Raw genomic sequence first — 14,623 nt, forward strand, 5'->3', positions numbered from 1 at the left:
GCGGAGAGCGCAAATGTCGCAATCCTCCAGATTGGACCCCGCGTCGGTGGAGCGTCTGCTGACCATCGAGCTGGCGCGCGCCACCGAACGCGCCGCCGTCGCTGCCGCGCGCTGGCGCGGCCGTGGCGATGAAATGGCCGCCGACCGCGCCGCCGCCGCGGCGATGCGCGAGGAGCTGGCCCGCCTGCCGGTGCGGGGCCGCATCGTCATCGGCGAGGAGGAAAGCGGCGATTCCGCCGGGCTTCCTGTCGGTCTGGAGATCGGCGCCGCCGCGGGCATGCGCGTGGAGCTGGCCGTGGCGCCGCTCGAGGGGGCGACGCTCTGCGCCAAGGACCAGGCGGGAGCGATTTCGATCGCCGCCGCTGCGTCGTCGGGGGCCCTGCTGCAGGCGCCCGACTGTTACATGGACAAGATCGCTATCGGCCCCGGCTATGCGGAAGGCGTCGTCGATCTCGACCGCGACCCTGCGGAGAATGTCCGCGCCTTGGCCGAGGCGAAGGGCGTGTCGACGGGGGAGATCACGGTCTGCGTGCTCGACCGTCCGCGCCATGCCCAGATCGTCTCCAAATGCCGCAAGGCCGGCGCCTGCGTGCGGCTGATCACCGACGGCGACGTGGCGGGGGTCATTTTCGTCACCAACCCGGAAGAGACGGGCGTCGATATGTATCTCGGCTCCGGCGGCGCCCCGCAGGGCGTGCTGGCGGCGGCGGCGCTGCGTTGCGCCGGCGGCCAGATGCAGGGGCGTCTGGTGCTGGAGACGGCCGAGCAACGCGCTTGTGCGCTGCGCCACGGGCTGGCGGATCTTCGCAAGAAATATGGCGTGGCTGATATGGTGACCGGCGACGTTGTGGTCTGCGTCACCGGCGTCACGGACGGCCGGCTGGTGGGCGGCGTCGTTTTGGACAAAAGCGGGATCGAGACCGAGACGCTGGTGTACCGCTCGGCGACTGGCACCGTCCGGCGGATCGGGGCCCGGCGGCGGCCGGGCGCCCTTTTGAACCTTTAATAGGTCCGGCCTGTTTCGAGCTGCGTCTTGGCGTCGAGCTTGCGCTTGGGCGGCGGCGGAATATCCGGCGGCGGGGGCGGCTGCGTGGCGCAGGCCGCGAGCGACAAAGCAAGAAGCGAAGCCAGAAGCGGCAAGGCGCGGTTCATTTGCGATTTCATGATTGCAAACCCGATGGCAGGCGCATGTTGCGCCGCAGCGAAGTCAACTTGGCCATAACGTCCGAATTGTGACGCTCGCGTCTTGCCGCATTGCAATCGGCCGTCGCGCATGGGAGGACGGGCGCCCATGGCGGGCAAGCCCTATCTCGAAAGCGCCGCCATTTTCTTCATCCCCGGGAAGCCGAACCTCCGCCATGACCCCAGCCGCCCATGTTTCCGCCGCGATCGAGATTCTCGATGATCTCGCGCAGCGCCGCCGCCCCGCCGCCGAGGCGTTGAAGGATTGGGGCGCGTCGCACCGCTTCGCCGGCTCGAAGGATCGCGCGGCGATCGCGAGCCTCGTCTTCGACGCGCTCCGCAAGGCCGCCTCGGCCGCCTGGATCATGGGCGCCGACACGCCCCGCGCGCGCATGCTCGGCGCGCTGCGTGAGGCGCGCGGCATGGACGCCGCGGCGATCGCCGCCCTCTGCACCGGCGAACGCCATGCGCCGCCCCCGCTTACCGACGATGAGCGCGTGCGGCTCGAAACGGCGACGCTGGACGGCGCGCCCGACCATGTGCGGGGGGATTACCCCGAATGGCTCGCCGAGCGCTTTGCCGCCGCCTTCGGCGACCGCGCGGCTGAAGAAGGCGCGGCGCTCGCCGCCCGAGCGCCGGTCGACCTGCGCGTCAATATTCTCAAAGGCTCGCGCGAGCAGGCGCTGGCGAAGCTCTCCCATTTGAACCCGCAGTCCACGCCGCTATCGCCCATCGGCCTGCGCATCGACGCGGGGCAGGGCAGGGGACCGGCGCTTTCCGCCGAGACCGCTTACGTAAAGGGTTTCGTCGAGCCGCAGGACGAAGCCTCGCAGCTCGCCTCGCTCCTCTGCGCGGCGGCGCCGGGCGAGCAGGTTCTCGACCTTTGCGCCGGCGGCGGCGGCAAGGCGCTGGCGCTCGCCGGGCAGATGCACAACAAGGGGCAGCTCTACGCCTATGACGCGGACGGCCGCCGGCTCATGCCGATTCACGAGCGGCTGGAGCGGGCGGGGGCGCGCAATATCCAGGTGCGCCAGCCGAAAGGGCAGGCCGATGTGCTCGCGGATATCGAGGGGCGCTGCGACCTAGTTCTGATCGACGCCCCCTGCACGGGCACGGGCACCTGGCGGCGCCACCCCGACGCCAAATGGCGCCTCGCCCCCGGCGCGCTGGAGCTGCGGCTGAAGGAGCAGGCGGCGTTGCTGGAGCAGGCTGTGCGCTTCGTGAAGATCGGGGGGCGGCTCGCTTATGTGACATGCTCGCTGTTGCGAGACGAGAATGAGGAGCAGGTAGCGGCGTTTTTGGCGGGGCATTCCGAGTTTGCGGCGATGTCGGGGGACGAGGCGGCCGTGAAGGCAGGGCTGCCGGAGCTTGCCCGCTTTGCGTCGCCTCACGGGGCGGGGTTGCGCTTCTCGCCGGCGACGAGCGGGACCGATGGGTTTTATGTTTGCGTGATGCGGCGCGGGTGTCGCGGCTGGGTATGAACCGGCGAGATAGCTGACAGATTGGACCGGGAGCATTCCTGACAGTCAAGTTCGTGTCTTCGAGAGGAGATGCGGGCGATGCCTATCAGGGAGCGCGCGGCGGTGGAAGAGCGGATCGCTTTGTTTCGGGATTTCGACACGGGGGTCTTCACCGTGTCGGAGTTGTGCCGGCTTTACGGCGTGAGCCGCGAGACATTCTACGTTTGGAAACGCCGGCGCGAGAGCGGCGAGGCGCGCTGGTTCGAGGAGCGGAGCCGGGCGCCGTTGCGTGCGCCGCAGGCGGCGACGGCCGAGACAATCGCCAGGATCCTGGATCTGCGCCGCCGCTTTCCGCACTTTGGGCCAAAGAAGATCAGGGCGCGCCTCTTGCTCGGCGCCCCCGAAACAGCGTGGCCCGCGGCGTCGACCATCGGCGATATCTTGAAGCGTGAGGGCCTGATCGCAGCAAAGCCGCGGTGTCGCCGCCCGGTCGGCCGAGGCGAGATCATCGCCGGCTCGGATGCGCCCAACGGCGAATGGGCGATGGACTTCAAGGGCTGGTTTCGCACGCGCGATGGCCGACGCATCGATCCGCTGACGGTTTCCGACACGGCGAGCCGCTACCTCGTCGACGTTCGGATCACGCCGCCGACGCATGATGGGGTCAAGGGCGCGCTATTGCGCATTTTCAGCGACATCGGCCTGCCGGCCGCTCCGACAATGGCGCGCCCTTCGGCGCGACGGGCGCCGGTGGACTTTCGCGGCTTTCGGTCTGGCTTTTGAAGCTCGGCGTGGAGCCGCGTTTCATCCCGCCGGCCGCGCCGCAGCACAACGGCCGGCACGAACGCATGCATCGCACCTTGAAGGATGAAACGGCGAAGTCCCCAGCGAGCGACAGGATGGAGCAGCAGGCGCGTTTCGATGCGTTCCGGCGCAGCTACAACGAGGAGCGTCCGCATGAGGCGCTCGAACAGACGACGCCGGCAAGTCATTGGTCGCGGCCGGGACGGCTCCTGCCGGAAAGGATCGACGAGCCCTGGTACGACGCGGACCATGAGGTCCGCCGGGTCCGCTCCGAGGGATCGATCAAATGGCGCGGCGATCTCGGTCCACCAGCGATAGTCGCAATAGCCTTTGTCGAAGACATAAGCGGCGCCCGGCTCGATATCGGTTTTCTTGCCGATCTCTATGTCGTTCACATTGGCGGGCGTGACTTCCGCGCGAAGGGGCCGATTGGCGCGCGGGTCATGGACCACGTGCATTTTGAGGCCGTGAGCGCGGCCGTTGGAGCGGGCGTAATCGAGGAATTTGCTCAAAGGGATGGGCGTCGAATCGATGAGGCGGATCATGTCCGCGCCCTCCCGGCGCGTATGACGGTCGAGCGCGCCGGAGAGCATGGCGAAGAGATCGGCGAAGACGGCGACGGGCCGGCGGGCGTTGGCGTCGGAAAGGGTCGTGCGCGCGAGCCGCCGCGTCCCGAGGTGATAATGCGCGCGCGCGTCGGCGTTGAAGGCGGGAACGAGGGCGCGCAGGCTGGAGACCCCGGCAAGCTGGGCGTAGATGAGCGCGACGAGGTGATCCCAGCTCTTGAAGGATTTGTCGTAGGCGTCGCCGCCATGCCGCTCGACGATCTGCTTGAAGGCGCGCCGATCGACCGGCTTGAGCAGTTGGGCGAATACAGTAGAGTGCACGGGCATGTCCGGTCCTTTTTTCCAGTCTCGACAACCGGAAAATACCCGACAACCGTCGGGAAAACCGGGCATGCGCCCGCGACCTTTCGACTCATTCCCCGGACAGCCCTGCGCGAAGCGGGGGAGGGACAGGGAGGGGGCCTTTTTAGTGATTAACTCTTTTGCAAGCAGGCGCGCGCGACCGTTTCTATTGTGAAGGCGAAGCGGGGAAGGGAAGACATATGGCCAGCGATCGCGCTCCGGAATCCAGCGAAGCGATGCGGCGCATGCGCGGCTTCGCGCATCCCCTCGGGCATTTTCTCTCGGAGAGCTTTCACTTCCTGGGGCTTTTCGCCATCGGCGGCGCGACCGTCTGGGCGGCGGCCAAAGCCTTTATCGAAATGACCGGGAAGGGCCACGCCTCGATCGAAGATCTCCTACTGCTCTTTATCTACCTAGAGATCGGCTCGATGGTGGGGATTTACTTCAAGACAAATCACATGCCGGTGCGTTTTCTGCTTTACGTCGGCATCACCGCGCTCACCCGCCACATGATCGGCTATGTTCAGAAGGACGCGCCGCCGGACTTCGGGATTCTGATCCTCGCCGGCGGCACACTGATCCTGGCGCTTGCGGTCTTCATCATCCGCTATGCGTCGTTCCACTATCCCTCGTCCGAGGCGAGCGACCCGGGACGCGAGACGACGTAGACGGGGGCCTTACGCCCCCTTCTCCGCCGGCAGATTCAGCCTGATGTGCAGCTCGCGGAGCTGCTTCATCGTCGCTTCGCCCGGCGCGCCCATCAGCAAATCCTCGGCGCGCTGGTTCAACGGGAAGAGCGTCACCTCGCGCAGATTCTCTTCCTCGGCGAGCAGCATCACAATGCGGTCGACGCCCGGCGCAATGCCCCCGTGGGGCGGGGCGCCATATTGGAAGGCGCGATACATGCCGCCGAATTTCTCGATCAGCACATCCTCGCCATAGCCGGCGATCTCGAAGGCCTTCTTCATGATCTCGGGGCGATGGTTACGGATGGCGCCCGAGGAGAGCTCCACGCCGTTGCAGACGATGTCATATTGATAGGCGAGGATGTCGAGCGGGTCCTTCGTCTCCAGCGCCTCCATGCCGCCCTGCGGCATGGAGAAGGGATTGTGCGAGAAGTCGATCTTCTTGTCCTCGTCGTTCCACTCGTACATCGGGAAATCGACGATCCAGCAGAATTCGAAGACGTCGGCCTTCGACAGGCCCAACTCATTGCCGATGCGCAGACGCGCCGCGCCGGCGAGCTTCGCCGCCGGGGTCTCTTCACCGGCCGAGAAGAAGACGGCGTCGCCCGCCTTCACGCCGGCCTTGGCGGCGATAACCGCCTGCACGTCGGCGGGGATGAACTTCGCGATCGGCCCCTTGCCGGTGAGCGCGCCGTTTTCTTCTTCAAAGATGATGTAGCCCAGGCCCGGCGCGCCTTCGCCGCGGGCCCAGTCGTTGAGCTTGTCGAAGAAGCTGCGCGGCTGCGACGCTGCGCCCGGCGCCGGAATGGCGCGCACGGTCTTGCCGCGGAACGCCTTGAAGCTGACGCTCTCGCCCTCGAATTCGGCCGAGAGATCGACGATGACGAGCGGGTTGCGCAGGTCCGGCTTGTCCGAGCCATATTTGAGCATGGCCTCGCGGAAGGGGATGCGCGGGAATTTCTGCGTGACCGGCTTGCCCTTCGAGAATTCCTCGAAGACGCCGCGCAGCACCGGCTCCATCGCCTCGAATACGTCTTCCTGCGTGACGAAGCTCATCTCGACGTCGAGCTGGTAGAACTCGCCGGGCGAGCGGTCGGCGCGGGCGTCCTCGTCGCGGAAGCAGGGCGCGATCTGGAAATAGCGGTCGAAGCCCGCGACCATGAGGAGCTGCTTGAACTGCTGCGGCGCCTGCGGCAGCGCGTAGAACTTGCCGGGATGCAGGCGCGAGGGCACCAGAAAGTCGCGCGCGCCCTCGGGCGAGGAGGCGGTCAGGATCGGCGTCTGGAACTCGAAGAAATTGCCGGCCTTCATGCGCGAGCGGATCGAGTCGATGATGCGGCCGCGCAGCATGATGTTGGCGTGCAGCTTCTCGCGGCGCAGGTCGAGGAAGCGATATTTGAGGCGGATGTCTTCCGGGTAATTCTGGTCGCCGAAGACCGGGAGCGGCAGCTCGCCCGCGGGGCCCAGCACCTCGATCTCGTTCACATAGATTTCGACGTGGCCCGTCGGCATGTCGGGGTTCTCGGTGCCGGCCGGGCGCTTGCGCACCTCGCCGTCGAGCCGCACGACCCACTCCGAGCGCAGCTTCTCGGCCTGCGCGAAGGCGGGCGAATCGGGGTCGACCACGCATTGGGTGAGGCCGTAATGGTCGCGCAGGTCGATGAACAGCACGCCGCCATGGTCGCGGATGCGGTGGCACCAGCCGGAGAGGCGGATTTTCTGACCCGCGAGCGCTTCGGTGGGCTCTCCGCAGGTATGCGAACGGTAGCGATGCATGGGCCGCTTTCGGTTGGAAATGTAAAGGATGCCGGAAAGGCCCGGCGATTGCGCGCCAAGAAGCGCAATGGGATTGTCCCTGTCAAGCCGGGGAGGGAGGGGTTCTGGCTCGGATGTCGGGCGCCGAACTGCCCCTCCCCAACCCTCCCCGGTTTTGCGTCGCAAAGCGGGAGAAGGAGGAACCATGATGCCCAGCCGCTACACCGAAGACGAACTCATCGCCCGCGTCTTCGCCCCCATCGCCGGGCCGGCGGCCTTGGGGTTGAAGGACGACGCCGCGCTCATTGAGCCTTCGCCCGAGGCCACCGTCGCCACCGTCGATATGCTCGTCGCGGGGGTGCATTTCTTTGCCGACGATCCGCCGGGCGCCATCGCCCGCAAGGCGCTGCGGGTCAATCTTTCAGATCTGGCCGCCAAGGGCGCCGCCCCGATCGGTTTTCTTCTCTCTCTTGCGCTGCCGGCCGATTGGACGAACGACTGGCTCAAGGCCTTCGCGGCGGGCCTTGCGGAAGACGCCGCAACCTTTGCCGCGCCGCTCATCGGCGGCGACACGACGGCGACCCCGGGTCCGTTGACGATTTCGATCACCGCGCTCGGCCGCACGTCGCGTTTCGCGCCGCGCACCGGGGCCAGGGCCGGCGACGCCATCTATGTGTCCGGGACGATCGGCGACGCCGCGCTCGCACTTGCGCTGCGCCGCGATGCAAAACTGGCGGCGCGGCTTTCGCCTCTCGCCCGCGCGCATCTCCTCGACCGCTATCTGCTTCCGCGTCCGCGTCTCGATCTCGTTTCGCTCCTGCGCCACCACGCCAGCGCTGCAATGGACGTCTCGGATGGGCTCGCCGGCGATCTCGCCAAGCTTTGCGCGGCCTCGGGCGTGGGCGCGGTGGTAGAGGCGCCGACGGTCCCGCTGTCGGACGCCGCGCGCGAGGCGATTGCGCTTGCGCCAAGCCTTTTCGAGACCGCGCTGACGGGGGGCGACGACTATGAGATTCTCTTCACGGCCGGCCCCGGTTTCGCTCCGCCAGACGCGGTGACGCGAATTGGAGAAATCCTCGCCGGCCCGGCCGCGCCACAGTTCCGCAGCGCAGCAAAAAAGCCGCTGATTTTCAAGAAATTATCCTTCAGCCACTTTTGAAGGCGCCCGGTGGCGCCATTGCCGGGAGCCCCGGAGTCTGGCACAAATCGCCCCCGGAAAACTTTCGCGCGCCCGGACGATTCCAGCGGCCGGGACGCGTTTCCTTTTTCCATTTGCGCGACAGCCCTTTGTGGCGCGAACCGCTCGACCGCTGGTCGAAGAAAGAAAAGGCGAACCCAAATGGTCCTTTTTCTCACCATCGTCTTCGGACTTATGTCCATCGCATATGGCGTAAAAACTTCCCAAGAGTTGATCGCGGCCGATCCCGGCTCGCAGCGCATGCAGGAAATTTCCGGCGCCGTGGCGGAGGGCGCGCAGGCCTATCTCAATCGCCAATATAAGACCATCGGTTATGTCGGCGCGGCGATCTTCGTTCTGCTGGTCATTCTTCTGGGCTGGTCCGTGGGCTTTGGTTTCGCCATTGGCGCGGCCTTGTCGGGCGCAGCCGGCTATATCGGCATGAATGTCTCGGTGCGCGCCAATGTCCGCACCGCGCAGGCGGCGACGCAGTCGCTCGCGGGCGGCCTCGACATCGCCTTCAAGGCGGGCGCCGTCACCGGCCTGCTGGTTGCGGGCCTCGCGCTGCTCGGCGTCGCGATCTATTTCGCCATCCTCACCTGGTTCGTCGGCTATTCGGTTTCCGACCGCGCGGTTGTCGACGCGCTTGTCGCGCTGGGCTTTGGCGCCTCGCTCATCTCGATCTTCGCGCGCCTTGGCGGCGGCATCTTCACCAAGGGCGCCGATGTGGGCGCCGATCTCGTCGGCAAGGTCGAGGCGGGCATTCCGGAGGATGACCCACGCAACCCGGCCACCATCGCCGACAATGTCGGCGACAATGTCGGCGACTGCGCCGGCATGGCGGCCGATCTCTTCGAGACCTATGCCGTCACCGTCGTCGCGACCATGGTTCTGGCCTCGATCTTCTTCGCGGGTCAGGAAGGCCTGTATGGCGCGGTGATCTATCCGCTCGCCATCGGCGGCCTCTCCATCCTCACCTCCATCGCCGGCACTTATTTCGTGAAACTCGGCCAGGACGACACGGAATGGGGCAAATTCGCCGCCCCTTACTTCGCGAAGATCGGCCTCAAAGACGACTCGATCATGGACGCCCTCTACAAGGGCCTCATCGCGACGGGCGTTCTTTCCATCGTGGGCCTGTTCATCGCGACGCTCTTCACCGTGGGCCTCGGCGAGGTCGGCAAGGTCAACGGCCAGTCGGTCTATGGCGTGGGCCTGTTCTTCTGCGGCATTGTCGGCCTGATCGTGACGGGCGCGATCGTCTATATCACCGAATATTACACCGGCACGGGCAAGCGCCCCGTCGTGTCGATCGCGCAAGCGTCGGTGACGGGCCATGGCACGAACGTCATCCAGGGTCTCGCCGTGTCGCTCGAGGCGACCGCCGGGCCGGCGCTGGTGATCGTGCTCGGCATCATCCTCACCTATAATTTCGGCGGCCTCTATGGCACGGCGATCGCGGTGACCACCATGCTCGGCCTCGCCGGCATGATCGTCGCGCTCGACGCCTTCGGTCCCGTGACCGACAACGCTGGCGGCATCGCCGAAATGTCGGGCCTGCCGAAGGAAGTGCGCCAGTCGACCGACGCGCTCGACGCCGTTGGCAACACCACCAAGGCCGTGACCAAGGGCTACGCCATCGGCTCCGCGGGCCTCGGCGCGCTGGTGCTGTTCGCCGCCTATACGAATGACATCAAGCATTTCGCGGCGACGGGCGTGTCCTTCTTCAAGGGGATGGAGAATATCGATTTCAGCCTCTCGAACCCCTTCGTGGTCGCGGGCCTGATCTTCGGCGGCCTGATCCCCTACCTCTTCGGCGGCATCGCCATGACGGCCGTGGGCCGCGCGGCGGGCTCGGTGGTCGAGGAAGTGCGCCGTCAGTTCAAGGAGAAGCCCGGCATCATGGACGGCTCGGCGCGCCCGGATTACGGCCGTGCGGTCGATATGCTGACCCAGGCGGCGATCCAGGAGATGATCGTGCCTTCGCTCCTGCCGGTTGCGGCGCCGGTGGTGATGTTCATCCTCGTGCTGATCCTCGGCGGCGGCAAGGCCAATGCGCTCGCGGCGGTCGGCGCGCTGCTTCTCGGCGTGATCGTCAATGGCGTCTTCGTCGCCATTTCGATGACCTCGGGCGGCGGCGCCTGGGACAACGCCAAGAAGTCTTTCGAGGACGGCTTCATCGACAAGGACGGCGTGAAGCACCTCAAGGGCTCCGAGGCGCATAAGGCCTCGGTCACGGGCGACACCGTCGGCGACCCCTATAAGGACACCGCCGGCCCCGCCGTGAACCCGGCGATCAAGATCACCAATATCGTCGCGCTGCTGCTGCTCGCCATATTGGCGCACTGGGGCTGAGCGGTCGCGATTCAGATGTGATAGGAAGGGCGGGGGAGACCTCGCCCTCAGTTTGTTGGCAAACCTCGGAGGCGGCCTCGTCCTTCGAGACGCGAGCGTGGCTCGCTCCTCAGGATGAGGCCTAAGTGTTTGACGAAGTTGCAGAAGCTCCTCATGCTGAGGAGCCTGCGCAGCAGGCGTCTCGAAGCACGAGGGGCGTCAACGTCACTTTGTCAGCAATCTGAGGGCGGGGGAGACCTCGCCCTTTTTCTTTTTGAGACTATGAAGGATCTATCCGTGCTGACGCTCGTCATCGGCAATAAGCGCTATTCGACCTGGTCGCTGCGGCCGTGGATTTTGCTCAAGGAATTCGGCGTCCCCTTCGAGGAGATTGTCATCCCGCTTTATCGGGAGGACTCCAAAAGCGCTCTGCTGACGCATTCTCCCGCCGGCAAGGTTCCGATCCTTCACGACGGCGAGGCAAGCGTTTGGGATTCGCTGGCGATCATCGAATATGTCGCCGACCTCTACCCCGATCTTGTGATCTGGCCGCGCAAACGGGAAACGCGCGCTCATGCGCGGGCGCTCGCCTGCGAAATGCACTCCGGTTTCGCCGCATTGCGCAGCGAATGCAGCATGAATTTCGGCCGCGCGCCGCGCCCGATATCGCTGACGGAGACGGCCCGCGCCGACGCCGCCCGTATCGATGCGGCGTGGCGCGACGCATTGGCGCGATATGGCGGGCCGTTTCTGTCCGGACAATTCAGCGCCGCCGACGCCATGTTCGCGCCGGTCGTCCAGCGGTTCGACGCCTATATGATCCCCGTGTCGGAGGAATCGCAGCGTTATATGGATGCGATCAAATCCCTGGCGTCCTGGAAGGAGTGGAGCCTGTCGGCGAAGAGCGAGAAATGGCGGCTGCCTCAATATGAGCGCGACTGACGGCCTCGCCGCCGCCAGTTTGTTGACAGATCTTCGAGGCGGCCTCGTCCTTCGAGACGCGAGCTTCGCTCGCTCCTCAGGATGAGGCCTAAGTGTTTGACGAAGTTGCAGAAGCTCCTCACGCTGAGGAGCCTGCCTAGCAGGCGTCTCGAAGCGCGAGGGGCGTTATCGGCCACTTTGTCAGCAGTCTGACGGCCACGCGGCTGCCTTGCTTTCAGGGCTCTGACCCACTCCAAAAAGGATAGGTTTCCAGTTCCAGTGCACGAGGAGATTTCACATCAGGTGGCGTTGAAGCGGCAAAGGAGCCTGCGCGCGGTCCTCTCCGGCGCGCTCCTTGCCGCCGCCGTTGCGCTCTCCGCCTGCCTCCCGACCAATATTTCCGCCCTGGGGCCGAATATGGTCCGGCTCGATTTCCAGGGCGCCGATACGCTCTCGGATGAGACGGCCCTCAAGGAAGCATTGGCGCTCGCGGCCAAGGAGACGCTCGCGCGCGGCTACACGCTGTTCCGCTTCACGGAGTGGGCGGCCGGACCGCCGCAGATCATCACGCCGGGCCAGCCCGCCACGGCTAATTTTGCGGTGACGGTTGTCATGTTCCGCGATGGCGAGCAGGGCGGGAACCCGTTTTTCGACGCGCGCCAGATCGTGAAGGTTCAGTAGCGTTAGCGGGGACTGCCAATCCACGCGGCTTTGAGGCATTATCCCGCCGTCTCTCCACTGCGCTTCGGTCGCTGACGCGGGCTGATATGACCCATCCTTTCTTCTCGTTGCATACGCATGGCTTCATCCGCGCCGCCGTCGCCTGTCCGTCCGTTCGCGTCGCCGATCCCGTCTTCAATGTGGCCCGCACGATCGAAATGGCGCGCGACGCCCATGAACGCGGGGCTTCGCTCGTGCTTTTTCCCGAGCTTGGGCTCTCCGCCTATGCGATCGACGATCTTTTGCAGCAGGAGGCGCTGCTCGCCGCCGTCGAGACTGCGCTTGGCGTGCTGATAGACGCCTCGCGCGCGCTGCAGCCCATCATCGTCGTCGGCGCGCCGCTGCGCTATCGTGGCCGCCTCTATAATTGCGCGGTGGCGATCTTGCGCGGGCGCGTGCTGGCCGTGACGCCCAAGATCTATCTGCCGAACTACCGCGAGTTTTACGAGAAGCGTCACTTCGCCTCGGGCGCCTTCGTCGCCGGCGAGGAGATAACGCTTGCCGGGCAGGTCGCGCCTTTTGGCTCCGACGTGCTGCTCGAAGCCTCCGATGTCGACGGCCTCGTGATCCATCTGGAAGTCTGCGAAGATGTCTGGGTTCCAATCCCGCCGTCGTCGCGCGCGGCGCTTGCAGGGGCGACGGTGCTGCTCAATCTCTCCGCCTCCAACGCCATAGTCGGCAAGTCGGACTACCGGCAGACGCTCTGCGCCGCGCATTCGGCGCGCTGCCTTGCCGCCTATCTTTATTCCGCGGCGGGGCAGGGGGAGTCGACGACCGATCTCGCCTGGGACGGCGAGGCGTTGATCTACGAGAAGGGCGATCTCCTCGCCAAGGCGCCGCGCTTTTCCGACGAACAGCAAATGGTCCTCGCCGACATCGATCTCGGACGGCTCCTCGCTGAGCGCGCGCGGCAGGGAACCTTCGGCGATTGCGCCGATGTGGAGGCGGGCGCGACGCAATACCGCCACGTCGAATTCGAGCTGGCGGCGCCGCGCGACGTGAACCTTGGCCTCCTACGCGACGTTCCACGTTTCCCCTTCGTACCGAACGACGAGGCGAGGCTGGCCGAGCTTTGCTTCGAGGCCTTCAACATTCAATCGCACGGGCTCGAGCAGCGCCTGCGCGCCGCGCGTATCGAGAAGGTCGTCATCGGCGTCTCGGGCGGTCTCGACTCGACGCAGGCGCTGCTCGTGGCGGTGACGGCGATCGAGCGTCTCGGACTGCCACGCGCCAATATCCTCGCCTATACGCTGCCCGCTTTCGCGACGACGGATCGCACCAGGAACAACGCCTGGCGTCTGATGCGCGCCTTGGGAGTCACGGCCCAGGAAATCGACGTCTCAGCGGCCTGCAAGCAGATGCTGGAAGACATCGGCCATCCGGCGGCGCGCGGCGCGCCCGTTTACGACGCGACCTATGAGAATGTGCAAGCGGGGGCGCGAACGTCGCTCCTCTTCCGGCTCGCCAATCTCCACGACGCCATTGTTATCGGCACGGGCGATCTGTCCGAGCTGGCGCTCGGCTGGTGCACCTATGGCGTGGGCGATCAGATGTCGCATTACAATGTCAACGCCTCGGTTCCCAAGACGCTGATCCAGCATCTCATCCGCTGGTGCGCGCGCGACGCGCGTTTCGGGATGGAGACGGTGTCGGTGCTGACCGACATTCTCGCAACCGAGATTTCACCGGAGCTGATTCCGGGCGCGGAGGCGCAGCGCACCGAGGCGTTTGTCGGGCCCTATGCGCTGCAGGATTTCAACCTCTATCACACGACGCGCTATGGCTTCGATCCGGCGAAGACGGCCTTTCTCTCCTGGCACGCATGGCGCGACGCGCGCGCCGGCCAATGGCCGTCAGTGATCGCGGATAAAGACCGCGTCGCCTACGACTTGGCCGAGATCAAGCACTGGCTCGCGGTCTTTTTGCGCCGCTTCTTCGCGACGAGCCAGTTCAAGCGCACGGCCGTGCCTAATGGGCCAAAGGTCAGCTCCGGCGGATCGCTCTCGCCGCGCGGCGACTGGCGGGCGCCGAGCGATTCCTCGCCCGACGCCTGGCTCGCCGCGCTTTCGTCGATTCCTTAAAAAAGGGCCGGCTAACGCCGGTCCAGTTGGGAGCACCGAAGAGAATAACGGGCGCGTCAGGCTCGTCGGACGAAGCTGATGACGGCGGAGATGACGAAGAGAACCAGCGCCACCCAGAACAGAATCCTTGCGCCTTCCATCGCCGTGCCCGCGACGCCGCCAAAACCGAAGAAGGCGGCGATGATGGCGACGACGAGAAACAAGATCGCATAGTGCAGCAGGCTGCCCATGTTGGCCTCCGTAGGAAATTTCACTCGGAGGCAGAACGCACGCTTGCGAGCGCTGTTCCAGCGCAAGCGCGGCAGGAGGCGTTTGGAGAGCGTCGTACAGGCGTAAAATTTATGAAGTGAGCTTGGGCGGTGAGGCGCTAGGACATTGGGTAACGCGCGGCGTGATCCCATCCCTCCCCTTTACGGGGAGGGTGGCCCCGCGCAAGCGGGGTCGGGTGGGGTAAAGCCCCACCACAATCGTTGCGGCGTGAACCCCACCCGGCGGCCTTCGGCCGCCGACCTCCCCGTAAAGGGGAGGTATGGGGGATCATCACGCCGAGTCGCTATACAACTATTGCCCGTCGCCCCGCGCCCCATCGTCGCTT

12 protein-coding genes and 2 pseudogenes are annotated in these 14,623 nt (G+C 65.7%); 10 read left to right on the forward strand and 4 right to left on the reverse strand.

Translation table 11 applies throughout. The features are described from left to right. The first annotated feature begins 13 nt into the window (after positions 1-13). Positions 14-1,006, forward strand: a complete 993-nt coding sequence (locus tag QMG84_RS07720) for a class II fructose-bisphosphatase family protein (protein WP_281931584.1) — start codon at positions 14-16, stop codon at positions 1,004-1,006. Here QMG84_RS07720 and QMG84_RS07725 read toward each other — a convergent pair. Beyond that, positions 1,003-1,152, reverse strand: coding sequence for a hypothetical protein (locus QMG84_RS07725; protein WP_281931586.1), 150 nt, complete (start codon positions 1,150-1,152; stop codon positions 1,003-1,005). The genes QMG84_RS07720 and QMG84_RS07725 overlap by 4 nt on opposite strands. A 206-nt stretch (positions 1,153-1,358) precedes the next feature. Between QMG84_RS07725 and QMG84_RS07730 the strand changes: the two genes are divergently transcribed. The 3 genes and pseudogenes from QMG84_RS07730 to QMG84_RS21390 form a co-directional block, all read left to right on the forward strand. Continuing rightward, positions 1,359-2,663, forward strand: a complete 1,305-nt coding sequence (locus tag QMG84_RS07730) for an RsmB/NOP family class I SAM-dependent RNA methyltransferase (RefSeq protein ID WP_281931588.1) — start codon at positions 1,359-1,361, stop codon at positions 2,661-2,663. Between the two features lie 78 nt (positions 2,664-2,741). Beyond that, positions 2,742-3,425, forward strand: coding sequence for a helix-turn-helix domain-containing protein (locus QMG84_RS07735; RefSeq protein WP_281930871.1), 684 nt, complete (start codon positions 2,742-2,744; stop codon positions 3,423-3,425). 65 nt (positions 3,426-3,490) lie between these two features. Continuing rightward, positions 3,491-3,565: pseudogene (locus tag QMG84_RS21390) on the forward strand (hypothetical protein); the annotation flags it as partial. Between the two features lie 174 nt (positions 3,566-3,739). Here the strand turns inward: QMG84_RS21390 and QMG84_RS07740 are convergent. Continuing rightward, positions 3,740-4,339, reverse strand: a pseudogene (locus QMG84_RS07740) (DUF4372 domain-containing protein); the annotation flags it as partial. 215 nt (positions 4,340-4,554) lie between these two features. Between QMG84_RS07740 and QMG84_RS07745 the strand changes: the two are divergent. Beyond that, complete coding sequence (locus QMG84_RS07745) at positions 4,555-5,022, forward strand: phosphate-starvation-inducible protein PsiE (protein WP_281931590.1); 468 nt, start codon at positions 4,555-4,557, stop codon at positions 5,020-5,022. Positions 5,023-5,031: 9 nt separating this feature from the next. Here the strand turns inward: QMG84_RS07745 and aspS are convergent, their stop codons facing one another. After that, positions 5,032-6,816 (reverse strand): aspartate--tRNA ligase, encoded by a 1,785-nt coding sequence (aspS, locus tag QMG84_RS07750; RefSeq protein ID WP_281931591.1) that lies wholly within the window; start codon positions 6,814-6,816, stop codon positions 5,032-5,034. Between the two features lie 187 nt (positions 6,817-7,003). Here aspS and thiL point away from each other — a divergent pair, with 187 nt between their 5' ends. The 5 genes from thiL to QMG84_RS07775 all read left to right on the forward strand — a co-directional run bounded on the left by thiL (position 7,004) and on the right by QMG84_RS07775 (position 14,028). Further along, on the forward strand, positions 7,004-7,954 hold the full coding sequence (gene thiL, locus QMG84_RS07755; RefSeq protein WP_281931945.1) for a thiamine-phosphate kinase: 951 nt from the start codon (positions 7,004-7,006) through the stop codon (positions 7,952-7,954). Between the two features lie 180 nt (positions 7,955-8,134). After that, positions 8,135-10,327 carry a sodium-translocating pyrophosphatase gene (locus tag QMG84_RS07760; RefSeq protein ID WP_281931592.1) on the forward strand — a complete coding sequence of 731 codons (2,193 nt, stop codon included), beginning with the start codon at positions 8,135-8,137 and terminating at the stop codon, positions 10,325-10,327. A gap of 276 nt (positions 10,328-10,603) precedes the next feature. Further along, entirely contained in the window at positions 10,604-11,248 is a 645-nt protein-coding gene (locus QMG84_RS07765; protein WP_281931593.1) for a glutathione S-transferase family protein, read from the forward strand. Between the two features lie 258 nt (positions 11,249-11,506). Beyond that, entirely contained in the window at positions 11,507-11,908 is a 402-nt protein-coding gene (locus tag QMG84_RS07770) for a hypothetical protein (protein WP_281931596.1), read from the forward strand. Between the two features lie 86 nt (positions 11,909-11,994). Beyond that, positions 11,995-14,028: an NAD(+) synthase gene (locus QMG84_RS07775; protein ID WP_281931598.1), complete on the forward strand. Its 2,034-nt coding sequence runs from the start codon at positions 11,995-11,997 to the stop codon at positions 14,026-14,028. Between the two features lie 56 nt (positions 14,029-14,084). Here the strand turns inward: QMG84_RS07775 and QMG84_RS07780 are convergent, their stop codons facing one another. Beyond that, on the reverse strand, positions 14,085-14,258 hold the full coding sequence (locus QMG84_RS07780; protein WP_165048148.1) for a DUF1328 domain-containing protein: 174 nt from the start codon (positions 14,256-14,258) through the stop codon (positions 14,085-14,087). Positions 14,259-14,623 lie beyond the last annotated feature (365 nt).

Origin of the sequence: Methylocystis iwaonis (genome assembly GCF_027925385.1) — a bacterium.
GTDB lineage: Bacteria > Pseudomonadota > Alphaproteobacteria > Rhizobiales > Beijerinckiaceae > Methylocystis > Methylocystis iwaonis.

Bases quoted from the DNA above. Each gene is read 5' to 3' on its own strand.
- QMG84_RS07720 (WP_281931584.1), top strand. From the start codon at position 14: ATGTCGCAATCCTCCAGATTGGACCCCGCGTCGGTGGAGCGTCTGCTG.
- QMG84_RS07725 (WP_281931586.1), bottom strand. From the start codon at position 1,152: ATGAACCGCGCCTTGCCGCTTCTGGCTTCGCTTCTTGCTTTGTCGCTC.
- QMG84_RS07730 (WP_281931588.1), top strand. From the start codon at position 1,359: ATGACCCCAGCCGCCCATGTTTCCGCCGCGATCGAGATTCTCGATGAT.
- QMG84_RS07735 (WP_281930871.1), top strand. From the start codon at position 2,742: ATGCCTATCAGGGAGCGCGCGGCGGTGGAAGAGCGGATCGCTTTGTTT.
- QMG84_RS07745 (WP_281931590.1), top strand. From the start codon at position 4,555: ATGGCCAGCGATCGCGCTCCGGAATCCAGCGAAGCGATGCGGCGCATG.
- aspS (WP_281931591.1), bottom strand. From the start codon at position 6,816: ATGCATCGCTACCGTTCGCATACCTGCGGAGAGCCCACCGAAGCGCTC.
- thiL (WP_281931945.1), top strand. From the start codon at position 7,004: ATGCCCAGCCGCTACACCGAAGACGAACTCATCGCCCGCGTCTTCGCC.
- QMG84_RS07760 (WP_281931592.1), top strand. From the start codon at position 8,135: ATGGTCCTTTTTCTCACCATCGTCTTCGGACTTATGTCCATCGCATAT.
- QMG84_RS07775 (WP_281931598.1), top strand. From the start codon at position 11,995: ATGACCCATCCTTTCTTCTCGTTGCATACGCATGGCTTCATCCGCGCC.
- QMG84_RS07780 (WP_165048148.1), bottom strand. From the start codon at position 14,258: ATGGGCAGCCTGCTGCACTATGCGATCTTGTTTCTCGTCGTCGCCATC.